General features: G+C 41.9%; 15 protein-coding genes. 5 read left to right on the top strand and 10 right to left on the bottom strand.

The window, feature by feature from the left end; translation table 11 throughout:
- The first annotated feature begins 45 nt into the window (after positions 1 to 45).
- Positions 46 to 1,095: a recombinase RecA gene (recA, locus tag L1077_RS05770; RefSeq protein ID WP_063363168.1), complete on the top strand. Its 1,050-nt coding sequence runs from the start codon at positions 46 to 48 to the stop codon at positions 1,093 to 1,095.
- Positions 1,096 to 1,191: 96 nt separating this feature from the next.
- On the opposite strand, the gene trmL is transcribed toward recA, so the two are convergent.
- A complete protein-coding gene (trmL, locus tag L1077_RS05765) occupies positions 1,192 to 1,656 on the bottom strand; it encodes a tRNA (uridine(34)/cytosine(34)/5-carboxymethylaminomethyluridine(34)-2'-O)-methyltransferase TrmL (protein ID WP_237135969.1) in 465 nt (154 codons plus the stop codon).
- Positions 1,657 to 1,964: 308 nt separating this feature from the next.
- Between trmL and L1077_RS05760 the strand changes: the two genes are divergently transcribed.
- Entirely contained in the window at positions 1,965 to 2,822 is an 858-nt protein-coding gene (locus tag L1077_RS05760; protein ID WP_440589539.1) for a cation diffusion facilitator family transporter, read from the top strand.
- Here the strand turns inward: L1077_RS05760 and L1077_RS05755 are convergent.
- From L1077_RS05755 to L1077_RS05745, 3 genes are read right to left on the bottom strand one after another with little or no spacing between them, the layout of a single operon-like run.
- A complete protein-coding gene (locus L1077_RS05755) occupies positions 2,777 to 3,730 on the bottom strand; it encodes an alpha/beta fold hydrolase (RefSeq protein ID WP_237135968.1) in 954 nt (317 codons plus the stop codon). The genes L1077_RS05760 and L1077_RS05755 overlap by 46 nt on opposite strands.
- Positions 3,730 to 5,100, bottom strand: a complete 1,371-nt coding sequence (locus tag L1077_RS05750; protein WP_237135967.1) for an ATP-binding protein — start codon at positions 5,098 to 5,100, stop codon at positions 3,730 to 3,732. Before L1077_RS05750 ends, L1077_RS05755 begins: the two co-directional genes overlap by 1 nt.
- Position 5,101: 1 nt before the next feature.
- Entirely contained in the window at positions 5,102 to 5,788 is a 687-nt protein-coding gene (locus tag L1077_RS05745; protein ID WP_237135966.1) for a response regulator, read from the bottom strand.
- A gap of 333 nt (positions 5,789 to 6,121) precedes the next feature.
- Here L1077_RS05745 and L1077_RS05740 point away from each other — a divergent pair, with 333 nt between their 5' ends.
- Positions 6,122 to 6,610: a Spy/CpxP family protein refolding chaperone gene (locus L1077_RS05740; protein WP_063363172.1), complete on the top strand. Its 489-nt coding sequence runs from the start codon at positions 6,122 to 6,124 to the stop codon at positions 6,608 to 6,610.
- Between the two features lie 38 nt (positions 6,611 to 6,648).
- On the opposite strand, the gene L1077_RS05735 is transcribed toward L1077_RS05740, so the two are convergent.
- From L1077_RS05735 to L1077_RS05710, 6 genes are all read right to left on the bottom strand, one after another.
- A complete protein-coding gene (locus tag L1077_RS05735) occupies positions 6,649 to 7,722 on the bottom strand; it encodes a PAS domain-containing protein (protein ID WP_237135965.1) in 1,074 nt (357 codons plus the stop codon).
- Between the two features lie 123 nt (positions 7,723 to 7,845).
- Complete coding sequence (locus L1077_RS05730; protein WP_237135964.1) at positions 7,846 to 9,102, bottom strand: alpha/beta hydrolase family protein; 1,257 nt, start codon at positions 9,100 to 9,102, stop codon at positions 7,846 to 7,848.
- Positions 9,103 to 9,411: 309 nt separating this feature from the next.
- Positions 9,412 to 9,648, bottom strand: a complete 237-nt coding sequence (locus tag L1077_RS05725) for a helix-turn-helix transcriptional regulator (protein WP_039608355.1) — start codon at positions 9,646 to 9,648, stop codon at positions 9,412 to 9,414.
- 658 nt (positions 9,649 to 10,306) lie between these two features.
- On the bottom strand, positions 10,307 to 12,172 hold the full coding sequence (gene dxs, locus L1077_RS05720) for a 1-deoxy-D-xylulose-5-phosphate synthase (RefSeq protein ID WP_237135963.1): 1,866 nt from the start codon (positions 12,170 to 12,172) through the stop codon (positions 10,307 to 10,309).
- Between the two features lie 112 nt (positions 12,173 to 12,284).
- On the bottom strand, positions 12,285 to 13,172 hold the full coding sequence (gene ispA / locus L1077_RS05715; protein WP_237135962.1) for a (2E,6E)-farnesyl diphosphate synthase: 888 nt from the start codon (positions 13,170 to 13,172) through the stop codon (positions 12,285 to 12,287).
- A 4-nt stretch (positions 13,173 to 13,176) separates the two neighbouring features.
- Positions 13,177 to 13,419: an exodeoxyribonuclease VII small subunit gene (locus tag L1077_RS05710; RefSeq protein ID WP_237135961.1), complete on the bottom strand. Its 243-nt coding sequence runs from the start codon at positions 13,417 to 13,419 to the stop codon at positions 13,177 to 13,179.
- A 244-nt stretch (positions 13,420 to 13,663) separates the two neighbouring features.
- Here L1077_RS05710 and pomA point away from each other — a divergent pair, with 244 nt between their 5' ends.
- Both pomA and L1077_RS05700 read left to right on the top strand, forming a co-directional pair.
- Positions 13,664 to 14,431, top strand: a complete 768-nt coding sequence (pomA, locus tag L1077_RS05705; RefSeq protein ID WP_063363178.1) for a flagellar motor protein PomA — start codon at positions 13,664 to 13,666, stop codon at positions 14,429 to 14,431.
- Between the two features lie 3 nt (positions 14,432 to 14,434).
- The gene (locus L1077_RS05700) at positions 14,435 to 15,370 is read left to right on the top strand and encodes a flagellar motor protein MotB (protein ID WP_063363179.1); all 936 of its coding nucleotides are present in this window, start codon (positions 14,435 to 14,437) and stop codon (positions 15,368 to 15,370) included.
- The last annotated feature ends 57 nt before the right edge of the window (positions 15,371 to 15,427 follow it).

Genomic DNA, 15,427 nt, shown 5'->3' with positions numbered 1-15,427 from the left:
TCTATACAGTATACTTGTTCGCATTACGCTAGATTGGAGAAACAGATGAACGATAACAAACAAAAAGCATTAGATGCTGCATTGTCGCAAATTGAGCGTCAATTTGGTAAAGGATCAATCATGAAGCTGGGTGATAGCCAAGCTTTAGACATAGAGTCAGTATCAACTGGTTCATTGGGACTGGATATTGCTTTGGGTATCGGTGGTCTGCCAACTGGTCGTATTGTTGAAATTTATGGACCTGAATCATCAGGTAAAACAACACTGACGTTACAAACGATTGCCCAAGCACAAAAAATGGGTAAAACCTGTGCATTCGTAGATGCAGAGCACGCACTTGACCCTGTATATGCTGAAAAGCTAGGTGTAAATGTTGATGACTTACTCGTATCTCAACCTGACACTGGTGAGCAGGCGTTAGAGATCTGTGACATGTTAGTACGTTCAGGTGCTGTAGACGTTGTTGTTGTTGACTCGGTAGCCGCTTTGACACCTAAAGCAGAAATCGAAGGTGACATGGGTGACTCTCACGTTGGTCTTCAGGCGCGTTTGATGTCGCAAGCACTACGTAAATTAACTGGTAACATCAAGCGTTCAAACACGCTATGTATCTTCATTAACCAAATTCGTATGAAGATTGGTGTGATGTTCGGTAACCCAGAAACAACCACGGGTGGTAATGCGCTTAAGTTCTATTCATCAGTCCGTTTAGATATCCGTCGTATCGGCTCTGTGAAAGAGGGTGACGAGGTTGTTGGTAACGAAACACGCGTTAAAGTTGTTAAAAACAAGGTTGCGCCTCCATTTAAGCAAGCGGAATTCATCATCATGTATGGTGAAGGTTCGTCTAAGCAGGGTGAACTTATCGACTTAGGCGTTAAGCACAAGCTAGTAGACAAAGCGGGTGCTTGGTTCAGCTACAATGGCAATAAGATTGGTCAAGGTAAAGCTAACTCAATCAAGTTCTTGAAAGAAAACGTGGCAATTGCTAATGAGATTGAAGGCAAGTTACGTGAAATGTTATTACTTCAAGCAACCATTAAAGATGAGGAAGGCGAAGATAAAGGCCTTGCAGAGGTAGAAGACAAGCTATAACTCTTCATATCTAGCGAATATTCTAGAGTAAAAAGCCGCTTAATAGCGGCTTTTTTGATTTTGGAACTCATGGTCGGCTTAATTTAATTTAGGCTTTTATACCGCGCCATCAAAATCAAACTGACGCCAAGACTCATAAACGAATACTGATACCGCGTTAGATAAGTTCATGCTGCGGCTATCTGGTTTCATTGGGATTCTGAGCCTTTGATCTTCTGGTAGAGAAAAAATAATTTCTTCGGGCAGGCCACGGGTTTCTGGTCCAAACAACAATGTATCACCGGCTTGGTATTTTGGTGTATGGTGGTAAGCTTTACCTTTGGTTGTGCATGCAAATACACGTTTAGGCTTGCGCTGTTCTAAATACGCTTCGTAAGACGGGTAACGCTTAACTTCACTGAATTCATGGTAATCCAGTCCTGCACGCCTTACACGTTTGTCATCCCAGTCAAATCCCAGCGGCTCAATCAAGTGTAATGAATAGCCAGTGTTGGCACATAAACGAATAATGTTGCCCGTATTTGGTGGGATCTCAGGTTGATATAAAACGATGTCTAACATGATTAACCTCTAACTCAATTTGAGCGCAGTATAGCTTATTGGACGTTGTGCAACTAGACAATATGAATAGGTTCTCGGCCCGTGATAAGTTTTTTAATTAATTCTTGTCTTGTAGAACAGTCTATTTAAATATTGATTATGTCTGTGAAGTAGGTAAATTGCTGATACTGAAATAGGGTAGCTACCTGTTTTTTGACATAAAGTTTCTACCAATTGGCTGAACTGTCGTATGATGAGAAGGTGGTCACCTGCGTTATTAAGGGGGAAGTGTGGCGCGAGATTATGACGCATTAGTACGTTTTTCAAGTATTTTCACCATCATAATGGCTGGTGTGATGATCGCTGCAAAGGCTTGGGCATGGCTCTCATCGGGTAGTGCTGCAATGTTGGGCTCATTAACTGACTCGATGTTGGATGTGACCGCGTCACTGATGAGCTTTTTTGTCTTGAGTTATGCACTTCGCCCCGCAGATGATGATCATAGGTTTGGTCATGGAAAAGCGGAAGCGCTCGCAGGTCTTGGTCAAGCTGCATTTATTTCTGGTTCAGCCTGTTTACTGGCTTTTCATGGTATTGAGCGTTTGTTTAACCCCGTTGAAATTAATCAGAGTTTACTGGGCGTCTGGGTAAGCATATTTGCCATTATTTGCACCTTGCTCGTGGTTGCAGTGCAACACCAAGTTGTAAAGCGTACACAATCTTTAGCAATAAAAGCAGACTCAATGCATTACAAAGGCGATATCTTGCTTAATATTGCAGTGCTTATCGCGATGATGTTGAGTCATTATAGTATTGGTTGGGCTGATCCTGTGTTTGCCATCGGGGTTGCTTTATATTTACTGTACAATTGCTGGGGTATTGCTCGAGAAAGTGCTGATCACTTAATGGATAAGGAACTTCCTGAGGAAGAAAAAGCTGAAATAGTGGCGATTGCGACCTCACACGCAGCCGTGTATGGCGTGCATAACTTAAGAACACGCCAAGGGGGGAAAGTGAAGTTTGTGCAACTTCACCTAGAGCTTGATGACGATATGCCCTTGATGGAGGCACATCAAATTGCGGATGAAGTGGTGGCACGGATCCAAGCAAATAGCGAAGGAGAGGTCGATGTCCTTGTGCATCAAGATCCTGTTTCTTTAAGTGTTACTGAGTCTGCAAATTCATAGCATTGCGTCAGTACAGCACGCCTAATTGTGTCTTCTTCACAGAGCAGTTCATGCTTGCCAGGATAGCTTTCTACCTTACAAAGCGTTTGCTGCGATGCATATGCAAAGTGTGCTTGGCTATTGACGATACTGTCATGCTCGGCGCTAGCGATACCCATTGGCAGTGAAATAGGTTGCCTTTTTTTATTGGTTTCAAAAAGTGCTGCATTTAACCAGCCAAAACTCACGCCGCCAAGTTGTAACTCACGATGTTGTTCATAGAGTGCTCTGAATGCTTGATATCGTTCATCACACCCGGTGAGCTCATTACCTTCAAATGATTTTGGCTGATAAGATTGCTGGCCTATGGCAAAGTCTTTTGCTTTACCAAGTATGCAAGCGGTTTTTGCCACCAACTTAGCAAACCAAACAGGGTAGGGGGCTGTATTTATCTCAAACATCGGTGCGCTGAAAAATGCTCCTTTTGCGTTTGTATTGGGTGTGTTTTCGAGATAGTGGCGCACGATAGCGCCGCCCATTGAGTGGGCTAAAAAAAGCCAACTAGTAGTGTGGGGCGTAACTTGCTCTGCGATAATGAGGCTAAGTACGTCGCTGTATTGTTTAAAATTTTGAATATGGCCAACTTGTCTATTGGCTAATAGGCGTTCAGAATAGCCTTGTCCGGGATGATCAAAGGTGACAACACCAATATTATTCTGGGCCAATTCCCAAAGTAGTTCCCTATATTTATAAGCGCTTTCTATTCGTCCGTTTACCAATACAAGCGTGTACTTTGCTTGCGCAGGAATGTGACGAAAATAAAAAACTTTACCAACTTGAGTGTGGATATACCCTTTAATACCAACTTGCCAGTGCTGTTCGATGGCACATTGATTATCAAAAAGCGAAGAACTTTGACTATAAAACATTAAAGCTGCTGCAATGGGATCGTTAGGGTCACACAAAGACCTTGCCGATTATTAAATTCTATGTGGCCATGATGCACTTTTATCGCATGTTGCGCAATTGCCAAACCCAGACCAAAGCCGCCAGCTTTTTTGCTATCTGGGGTTCTTGACTGAGATGCACGATAAAATGGAATGCAAAGCTTAGCGAGCATGTCATCACTGACACCTGGACCATCATCGGAAACAGTGAGTACCAGAGCTTTCTCTGCTATGTGACTAGTGACCGTGACTTGACCTTTGGCGTACTTGAGTGCATTGCGGACAATGTTTTCAACTGCTCTGCTGAGCAGGCTCTCATCCCCTTCAATAATCGCATCTGGTAATTCATTGGTACTGAGCGTTTTCTCTAGCTGTTGGCTTTCAAAATCCGCGTCATTGATGACAGGAGTAAGCAAGTCGATCACTGAAATAGAGTGTGGTTCGAAGTGATTGATCCCAGACTCCAGTTTGGAGAGCTGTAAAATATCGCTGAGCATATGCTCGAGCAGTTGGGACTCTTTTTCGATCCTCTGCAAATAGCTATCCAAATCGCCACTGGCTTTACTGGCAGCAATGCCTGTTGCCATTTGCAGCCGTGTTAGTGGAGAGCGTAATTCATGAGAAATATCAGCAAGCAGCCGTTTTTGACTTAACACTTGAGATTCAAGCTGAGACGCCATCGAATCAAAGTCCTTGCCCAGTTGGCCTAATTCGTCTTGACGTTTGTTATCGACATTTGCACGTGTGCTAAGGGCACCATTGGCAAGTTTGGCTGCGGCTGTTTGTAGCTGCTTAATCGGTTTAAGAAGCCCCCGAGCAAACCAGTAGCTCAGCAACATACTGGCAAATAATATAATTGAGAGTTTGAGCCATTGTGGCATGAGTCTAACCTTGAGAAATAAGTCATCTTCACGGTTATCTATAATCATAAATAATTGGAATTCATCACCGCGAATATGCATTTTTAAAGGGCCATAAGCTCGGAACTTTTCAGTATTTATGGCTTTGGGTTCACCGTTAATGGCAAAGTTGAGTAGGGCTAAGTCGTAGGCATAGAGCTCTTCAGCACTGACTAAACTTTTCTCGGGTTCTATATGTTTGAGATATACCTTTGCACGTTTGTTATGTCGTCGATTTGAGATGATCTGCGCAATAGACTTCTCTGGCATTCGCTCAACATGACGCTCCAATGACCGTTGTAAATGAAATAAGTTTTTCAACATGGGCGGTGAGATGTCTTTACTGGCCAACATATCGGGTTGTAAAAAGCTAATGCTTATCAGTAAAGATAAGGTGCAAAGTATGGTTAGCCAAAACCAAAAAAAGACTTTTATCGCTAAAAATTTTCTCATATTAAGCTGTGAGGAATATGTATCCTGAGCCTCGTAATGTTTTAATAAAAGTATGGTCACTGCATTGAGCCAGTTTTTTTCGCACATTACTGACATGCATGTCGACGGAGCGGTCATAGGCAACCAAAGGGCGGCCTAATACGCTTTGGCAAAGGGTTTGTTTACTCACAATTTCACCTGCTGATTTCATCAGCTGATATAGCACTTCATACTCGGTGCCCGTTAATGGGATGACCTGATTGTTGAGGCTGGCATTTCTCGACGCTATATCCAGTGCAAGGCCATGGTACTCAAGTTGTAAAGGAGCGCTTTGCTGAGTTAAATGGGCAACCCTGCGAGTAATGGCCTTGATCCTTGCAAGTAATTCACGGTGATTGAATGGTTTTGGAATATAGTCATCTGCGCCAAGCTCGAGTCCAAATATTCGATCAAAATCATCGCCCTTTGCTGTGAGCATGATCACAGGGGTCATTTTTTTAAGCCTGAGAGATTTTAACACGTCGAAGCCATCCTTTTTAGGCATCATCACATCAAGCAAAATAACCCCGTATTCGTGATTTAAAGCTGAGTCTAAGCCTTGTTCACCATCGTGTTTACACTCGACATTAAAATGTTCAGATTCTAGGTACTCTGTCAGCAGCTCGCACAGCGACTGGTCATCGTCGATGATAAGAATTGACGTGCTCATAACGGCTTCTTTTTCAATTGTCTAATGAAATCATTTTACTTAACTATAAGAGGCTTCGAATTGAATTTACACTTCTTTACGCTAAAAGATACGGATCAGACAATCGGTTCAAATCTGAGATTGATTTCACCATTTCAATAATATTTGCACATTGTTAGGGAAAATAGGAGCTCTGAGATGCCTTGTTATCGCTTTTGACATAACTTTACGTTAGCTTGACGTTGCTTTGCTTTAGGCTTGCTAAAGTTCACCATGACATGAATACGAGGGGCGCTCAGTTAAAAGGAGTAAGAGCGAACGTTCGCATTAATACAATCAACCGGAGATAGCTTGATGAATAAATTAGCCAGCCTACTACTAGCAAGTTGCATTAGTGTTGGGGTGATCCCACACACTACGTTAGCCAGTGAACCAACAAGTCATGAGCAAAAAGCAAAGCGTCATCAAATGAAGCCGTTTGCGCATTTAGAAAAACGGTTACTATCGGACAAGGCGATCCGTCATCTTGAACTGACTCAAACTCAGCAGGATAAGCTGAAAGCTGTATTTGCAACTTACAAAGCACAGCTTGAAGATTTAAAAGAGGCTTATCCGAGCAAGCCTCGCCAAGCGTTTAAATCAATCATAGAAGCCGATACCTTTGATAAAACGCAGGCGCAGTTGTTATTAGAAGAACATTCACCGAAGAAGCAAGCATTTATGCTGACTATGCTTGAAGCACGGCATGCAATTCACCACATTCTGACCGATGAACAGCGTAGTAAAATCGCCAAAAGAAAGCGTAAGTACATGGCAAATATGCAACATAAGCGCGATAATTAAACATGATGGGCTGAGCAGAGTTGTTCAGCCCATTTTAATTATTTTAGAAACAGCAGCAGTTGATTGCCTGCGGCAATAGTATTGTTCTCACCCTCGAATATATTGTCAGCATTTTTAGTAATTACCGCACCGTCTAACCACTCATAAACTTCCTTATTGAAGGTCACAAGTACGTCAACGGGGAATTCATGACTCTCTTCTAAGATCATCAGTATGTTGGCAACTTCATCGATGATGAGGGCACCATCATTGAACTCGACACAGAAATACAGGTTGTTGGCAACCTCTTTAAAGCCATTGGCAATATTTTCAAGACGCTCTTTACTCTGCCCCTGAGACTGTAATAGACCGAGCTCTACATCTACCTCTTGTATTGATTCAATCAGTGCAGATACATCTTCATCATCAATGGGGTTTTCCCGCCAGAACTCTTCTGCGCTGAGCTCACCTTTATCGACTTTATTTCCTAAAGCCCCCATTTCATCGGGGGAAAAATCAAAAAAAGCATCTTCAAATAAATCAGCGTTTTCATCGTTTCTCAGACCTCCCGCATAGATTTTTTGGTTGTCTTTTAATGAGTCTAATACCTCTTTATTAGCGTGTGCTTTATCTTTTTTGGTGGTTGAGAGGTAAAAGTCTTTAAAGTTCTCATTACTCTTTTTAACTTGTTTGGCAAGTCGGTGAAAGTTACTGAGGTCTTTTTGCATAGACATGTAATGAGTCACTTCGCCTTGCTCATTTTTGATTTCAGATATATTCCACTCAACAGGGTACATGCTGCCATCTTTACGGTAGTTAATCGATGCACCATAAAAAAAGCCATGCTCTTTTAAGGCGGGGGTGAGCTTTTCTATGATGCGTTTATTACTCTTTGGCCCTTGCAATATACGAGGAGATATACCAACCAGCTCTGCCAATTCATATCCAGTATGGCGACAAAAAACGGGGTTTGCATAGATGATCCGATAGCCTGCGCTGGCATCAGCATCCGTAATGACAATTGCATGGTGTGAGTGCATGAGTATTTGCTTCAACAACTCGAGCGGGGAGCACTCATTCAGCATTTGGCTGAAAAATAGCATTTCTTCCATGTCTTTTGCTTGATTGGGCATGAGCGGGCCTATTATGTGGCGTCTGTTTAGAGCTTAAGTATTGTCTTTAATGGAGGAAATGCCAAAAAATATAAAGGCAGTGTATGGCTTACCCTTTTTATTAGAAGGGTAAGCACAACGCTGTTATTTGTACTTGAATTGTACGGGAGCGTAACTCTCAAGTAGCTCCACAAGCTCTGCTTTTGTTGATGTCTCTTTTAGATAGACATCGATAAATTGCAGGCTGATTGAGTTGACGATCTCGGTCACAAGGTAAGGATCTATACTGCCTAAAAAAGGTCGGTTGCGGTCAAATGGAAACACATAAGGATAATCTGAAAAATCCCAATGTAATGCTCCTTCAATTTGCAGCATATAAGTATCGGCAACTTGTTGATTAAACACCACGTTATAATCCCCGTTAAGTGGCAGTTCTGAGTGCATCATTAAATAAGGTTTACGTGATGGCATATTAGGAGACAAATTAAAATGCAGACCATCGAAGTTAATTGCCCCTTTGCATTGATAAACTTGCTGGCAAAATGCGGCAACAGTTGGCCCCCCAAATGAAAGACCAATCGCAGCCAAGCGAGTTAGGTCTAATTGGCCTTTAAAGGTTTTTAACTGCTCATCGATATAGTGCATTCCCCAGTATTGGCCATATTGAAGTCGCGTGAGTTGATCAAGCGCAAAATGCATATCTGCCACCCACATATCGAGTGCTTTGCGGTCACCTTCAGTCCAGCTCATTAATTGGTAAACTCGGGCAACTTGCTCATCATTGAGTTCAATGCCTGCAAGTGAGTCTAATTCAGCAACCAGTTCATCAAAGCTCACATCTGCTAATTCACTGATATAAAAGTCATTGGCTCGCGCGTCACTGTCATAGATTGCATGCCGGTTATGACTCTGAGTGACAAACTGAGCATGGTGAGGGTGGCCGACACTGACAACGATATAGCCTTTTTTGGCAAGTTCTATCATTAAGATTTCTTTATCTTCAACGGTTGATTGATAGCCATGTGAGTACATCACAATAGGAAAGGGAGCTGAGCTCTCGGCCAGAGGGGCATTTTTAGTTAGTTCAAAAGGGAGCGTTTTTAAGTAGTGATGTAATTGTGTGTGGTGCTCTGACGGTGTGGCTGTTGAATAGGGATATTGTTCGGTATGAAAGTGTAAATAGCTGGGTAAAGCTGTATTGGGGCTGGTGGTGGGGTACCAAATTTTTATTAAAATATCTCGGTAGTCCGAGTGTTCAGAGGTGAGCTTTTCGGTTCGACTATAATCGGTAGCGGTGAAATAGGTGACCCCTACGGAGTAGTCATTTGCGCTGATATGTGTACTTAGGAATGTGAAAAACAATATGCTGACCATATTGGCTAATTGCTTTTTAAACATCATTATTGTCCTTATCATGTTGTATTGAAATTTATCTTGATAAGAATTCAAAGTGAAATGCAAGCGACAAAATAGGGTCATGTTGTGTATTTTATATAAGGTGATGTTTTTACATAGACTTGGAAAACATGAAAGTTTATCAACAGTGAATTATTTAGGCTACACAAGAAGGTATGTGTAAAAGTAGCAAAACTAAAATTGCCTGCAGGTTAAGCTAATTAAAGCAGGCGAAAGAGATATAATGCTTGTATGGCATTACCTCTTTCACAGGCGTCAGTATGCGTAGGGTGCTTACTGTAAAGAAGGATTGTGTTAAGAGCTTTGGTGCCCTCTTATCTTGGTAATTAATTCGCTTAGGTCGATAGAGCAAAATGCGCATATCGCGAAAAACTGATTTAATTTGGGTTGGCCTACATCACGTTCCCAATTTTCGTAAGTTTTTCGGCACACACCTAAATGCTTGGCCATGATTGCCGTTGTGACCCCTTTTTTCTTTCGCAATGCTCGTAGGTCATCACCAGTGATATATCTTGCAAAAAAATCTACCATTTCCTCTTCCTTTTAACATCTATTCCGTTATGTGTTTTCAATACTTAAAGACGCGTTGTTACAGCTTTGCCAGGCAACACTGAAAAACTAGTTATTTGGCAAGTTGAATGAATGCCACTCATTGCCCAACATGAATAAGTACAATCAAGCAAACATAAGAAGTTGCTTATAGAGTGTGCTACTTATCTATGATTTAGATTGTAATTTTTTACAAATTTTTATCACACTACCCCATGGTTGTCTATTGTTCATTCAGTAATATGAAATGTTTCATAGGGGTTATATATGTACTAAAAACCGTATTTATATGGACTGAATTTTACCCATACTCATTTTTTATTGTGCAATAAAAGAACGTTTTAACTTATTTTAATACGTCATTTATATTGCAGGCTAGCTTGTATGGCTATGATTGTAATTGTATTTTCAATGATTATTTTAATTTTCAGCAAGTTTTTTCCAAAACTTTTGAATTTTAAATGGAAGGGCGTTCTGATATTAGGAATATCTACTGAGCTGCATTTTTAAGCTGATTAAGAGTATTTTATTGTTGCTAATATTGAATTAGTAGATTGATTCTAGGTGACTAAAAGGCGAGGGTACTGAATATTTTTTAGAAAATGTAGTGACTACTTATGCAGTCACTACATTAGTGTATTTACTGTTCAATCCATACTTTTGCAGTAGAAAGGATCCCGTCGCTGTCTAGGCCCATTTCACTGTGCATTTGCGCTTGCGTACCATGTTTGATGAATTCATCTGGTATGCCTAAGTGCTTAACTGGGCGTGCGATATTTTGTTGCGCAAAATACTCGCTAACTGCACTGCCAGCACCGCCAGCAATGGCATTGTCTTCCAATGTAATAAAGTGAGTGTGTGTTTTTGCAAGAGCAGCAAGCAAGGAATCATCTAGCGGCTTCACAAAACGCATATCGACAAGTGTTGCATCTAACTGCTCTGCGACGCTGCGAGCATTATCTAGCAATGTACCAAAGTTTAATATCGCGAGCTTTTGTCCTTCACGAATGGTGTTGGCTTTGCCGATAGGTAACTGCGTCATCTCAGCTGTTGGCTCAACACTACCTGCCGAGCCTCGAGGGTATCTAACTGCTGCAGGCTGATTGAGCGTGTGCCCAGTGTAAAGCATTTGTCGACACTCGTTGAGATCGCTCGGTGCCATAATTACTAGGTTAGGAATACATCGCATGAAGCTCAAATCATATGCCCCTTGGTGTGTTTCACCATCAGCACCGACAATACCAGCTCTATCTATCGCAAAAAGTACGGGGAGGTTCTGAATTGCGACGTCGTGAATTAACTGGTCATATGCACGTTGTAAGAAGCTAGAGTAGATAGCAACAACAGGGTTTAAGCCTTCACAAGCAAAACCAGCGCCTAAAGTCACAGCGTGTTGCTCTGCGATAGCAACATCAAAATATTGACTTGGGTGCTCTTTAGAAAAGCGCACCATACCAGAGCCTTCTCGCATCGCTGGTGTAATAGCCATTAGCTTGGGGTCTTGCTCTGCCATGTCACATAACCAATCACCAAATACTTTGGAGAAAGTTGGCGCGCTAGGCTTTTTCTTTGGCAAAGAGTGAATACTTGGGTTGAAGTTAGGTACTGCATGATAGCCAATCGGATCGGCTTCAGCAGGTTGATACCCTTTTCCTTTTTGCGTTTTCACATGCAGTAATTGTGGGCCTTTTAAGTTGCGCATATTACGCAGCGTATCGACCAACATACCGACATCATGACCGTCAATAGGACCAATATAGTTAAAGCCTAGCTCTTCGAAAAACGTGCCTGGTATCACCATACCTTTTAAATGTTCTTCAACTTTACTGGCGAGCTCTTTTACAGGAGGTACGCCTGAAAGCAGTTTTTTACCACCTTCGCGGATATTGGTATAGAAGCTACCTGAAAGAATACGAGCAAAATGATTATTGAGTGCGCCAACATTTTCCGAAATAGACATTTCGTTGTCGTTTAAAATGACTAACATGTCTGATTTGACGTCGCCGGCATGGTTCATCGCTTCGAAAGCCATACCTGCTGTCATCGCACCATCGCCGATCACCGCAACCGTTTTACGGTTTTTGCCTTCCTTCTCTGCGGCAATTGCCATTGCCAATGCGGCTGAGATAGATGTACTCGAGTGACCAACACTGAACGTATCATATTCACTTTCTTCTCTAAACGGGAAAGGGTGCAAACCATCTTTTTGACGAATAGTATGCATCTGCTCTTTTCGGCCAGTTAATATTTTATGCGGGTAAGCTTGATGACCAACATCCCAGACCAGTCTATCTACTGGTGTATTGTAAACATAATGAAGGGCGACGGTTAGTTCAACGGTGCCTAACCCAGACGCCAAGTGACCACTGCTTTGAGAGACAGAGTCTAATAAATAATTTCTTAGCTCAGCACTAAATTCGTTCAGCTTGTGCTGAGGCAATTGCCTAAGCTGTTGTGGCTGATCGACCAATGCCAATAACGGATACTTGCTACTATCAAGAGTCATATTATTCGTAATATCCTTAGCAAACCTTGCCCAATTATATACAAAGCTTGCCGATAGTTTTATAAATTTAAAGGGAACTTGTCATTAAATAGTCATGTGTTCTTTGCGATAATCAATGATCCCGAGCGATAATATATTTGGCAAGCTCAGCTAATAAGCGAGTGTCTGCATCTATGTTATCTAGTGCTTCAAGCGCTTGGGTAATAAGCGTTTGTGCTTTATCTTTAGCACCAGTCATACCAAGCAGAGCCGGATAAGTTGATTTATTATGTTCTAAATCAGAGCCCTGAGGTTTGCCCAGAGTGCTTGTATCACTCTCAATATCTAGAATATCGTCCTGAACCTGAAATGCTAATCCAATAGCTAAGCCAAAATCCTTTAATTGACTACGTGTTAAATCTGAAATGTTAGTCGCACAGAGTGCGCCTAATTCTATGGCGCAATTAAGTAAAGCACCTGTTTTTAATCTGTGTATGTCTTCTAGCGCTTCAATAGAGATTTGCTTGTCTGTTGCAGCAATATCAAGGGCTTGCCCACCTACCATACCTTGCAGACCAGAAGCGCGGGAAAGCACTTTAATCATCGCAATTTGTTGCTGGGCAGGAACCTGAAACTGATGTGATGAAAGAAATTCGAAGGCTAATGTCTGCAAAGAGTCGCCAGCCAAAATAGCTTGGGCTTCGTCAAATGCAATATGGCAGGTAGGCTTACCGCGTCTAAGGTCGTCATCATCCATAGCCGGTAAGTCGTCATGCACTAGAGAATAGCTATGAATACACTCAACAGCAGCTGCTGCAATATGAAGATCTTCTATATTTGCACCTAGCATTTCACCCGTCGCATAGACTAAAAATGGACGGAGACGCTTACCACCATTGCTAATAGAATACAGCGCAGCGGCTTTTGCAGTGGGATCAGTGTCCAAATCTTGTGCAAAGTATGCACTTATTGTTTTTTCAACATCTTTTTTTGCGATGTTTAATCTTTCATGTAGTTCCACGCAACTAGTCTACCTGCTCTGAAAACTCGCTTGGCGCGCTGGCCCCATCGTTAGCGAGTAAAATATTAACCTTTTGTTCTGCTTGTTGTAGCTTTTGATTAGAAGCCTGAGCAAGTTTTATCCCTCTTTCAAACTGCTTTAAAGACTGCTCCAATGTAAGCTCACCGTGTTCCATTTCTTGAACAATCGATTCAAGCTCATTGACAGCTTCTTCAAAGTTCATATTTTCAGGTTTTTTAACTGCCATCTCTTTTTTACTCTCAAGCAAAGCATTAGGAGGGTAATTTTATTGCTTATAAAGATTGAGGTCAAAGCATCTGATAGACTTTTTGCGGCTTTAAGCTGTTAATATGATCTGATAGTTTTGGTTAATTCTCGCAATTTAAAGGCTTTTTAATATAATTGAATTAAGTTATTGCGAAACTTGCCGATAACACAACGTATAAGAATAACTGCGTGATATCTCACGAATAAATGCCTTTGGAGGGTGTGTGGATTTAGCAACCGTTATAGGTATCCTTGGTGCAATAGGCCTTATTGTCATGTCTATGGTACTCAGTAGTGATGGGCAACTTGCCATGTTTTACAATACGCCATCGGTTGTTATTGTATTCGGTGGTTCAATTTTTATTGTTTTGTCCAACTTTACACTTGCACAGTTTTTAGGCATTGGTAAGGTCGCCGGTAAGGCGTTTATGTTCAAAATTGAAACGCCTGAAGAGTTAATCGAAAAAGCAGTTGAGCTTGCTGACTCTGCACGTAAAGGTGGATTTCTTGCTTTAGAAGAAGCAGAAATTCCCAATCCGTTTATGCGAAAAGGCGTGGATATGTTAGTTGATGGTCATGATGCGGATGTTGTTAGAGCAACATTGCAAAAAGACATCGCCCTCACAGCTAATCGCCATGAAATGGGCGCAGGTTTGTTTAAGTCTCTTGCGGACATAGCCCCGGCAATGGGTATGATTGGTACACTTATCGGCCTTGTTGCCATGTTATCAAACATGGATGACCCCAAAGCTATCGGTCCTGCGATGGCGGTAGCACTGTTAACCACGCTATACGGAGCTTTTTTGGCAAACGTTGTTGCTATTCCTATACAAGTAAAGCTTGAGCTTAGAAAAGACGAAGAAGAAAGAAATCAACGCCTGATTTTAGATGCTATTTTGGGAATTCAAGATGGTCAGAATCCGAAAGTCATTGAAGGCATTTTGAAAAACTACCTACCCGAGTCAAAACGCGGTGATGGCGGTGAGGAGTAAATAATGTCAGACGAGAACGAATGTAAATGCCCGCCCCCAGGCCTGCCCGCATGGATGGGGACGTTTGCAGATCTGATGTCACTTCTAATGTGCTTTTTCGTTCTATTATTGGCGTTTTCAGAAATGGATGTTCTGAAATTTAAGCAAATAGCTGGGTCAATGAAATTTGCTTTTGGTGTACAGAATAAAATCGAAGTAAAAGATATTCCAAAAGGAACCAGTGTCATCGCCATGGAGTTCACACCTGGTAAACCTGAGCCAACCCCAATTGAAACGATTCAACAACAGACGGTTGAAATGACACAGCAAATGTTGGAGTTTCAGGCGGGCGAAGAAAGCTCTGCTGGTGGTCGTCAAGAGCAACGAGGTAACAAACGCGGTGGTGAATCTGCCAGTACAGCGCAAGAACAATCAATGACACAAGCGGTCTCTGCGGCAGATCAGGAACAAGTCAACGAGCTGGTAAAAAAGATTTCTCAGCAGTTAGAAAAACAAATAATGGATGGCGCCATTGAGTTAGAATCACTAGGGCAGCAAATTATTATCAGGATCCAAGAGAATGGTTCTTTTCCATCTGGAAGTGCTTTTTTACAACCCAAGTTCAAACCTGTGATCCATGATATTGCTGAATTACTGAAGGATGTGCCTGGGGAAATCACTGTGTCTGGGCACACCGATGACTTTCAAGTTTCCAATGAACTGTATTTCAATAATTGGGATTTATCGGCAACTCGTGCAGTTGCAGTAGCCAGTGAAATGCAAACAGTCAGTGGCTTCGATAAAAATCGAATGGTTGTAGTTGGTCACGCAGATACTCGACCTTTAGTACCAAATGCGAACGACACGGATAGAAAGCGTAACAGGCGGGTTGAAATATCAATTTTACAGGGTAAAGCAAAAGAGTCCGATCCTATTGAAGTTAGGCGGGAAACTAACTAGAAAAGTTGCGTCTAAGCGCAATTTGGGCTACCGTATATTTGCTTTAACTTTTCAAAT

It is taken from the genome of Pseudoalteromonas luteoviolacea (genome assembly GCF_021654285.1).
Classification (GTDB): Bacteria; Pseudomonadota; Gammaproteobacteria; order Enterobacterales; family Alteromonadaceae; genus Pseudoalteromonas; species Pseudoalteromonas luteoviolacea_J.
This window is presented reverse-complemented; position numbering and strand designations above follow the sequence as displayed.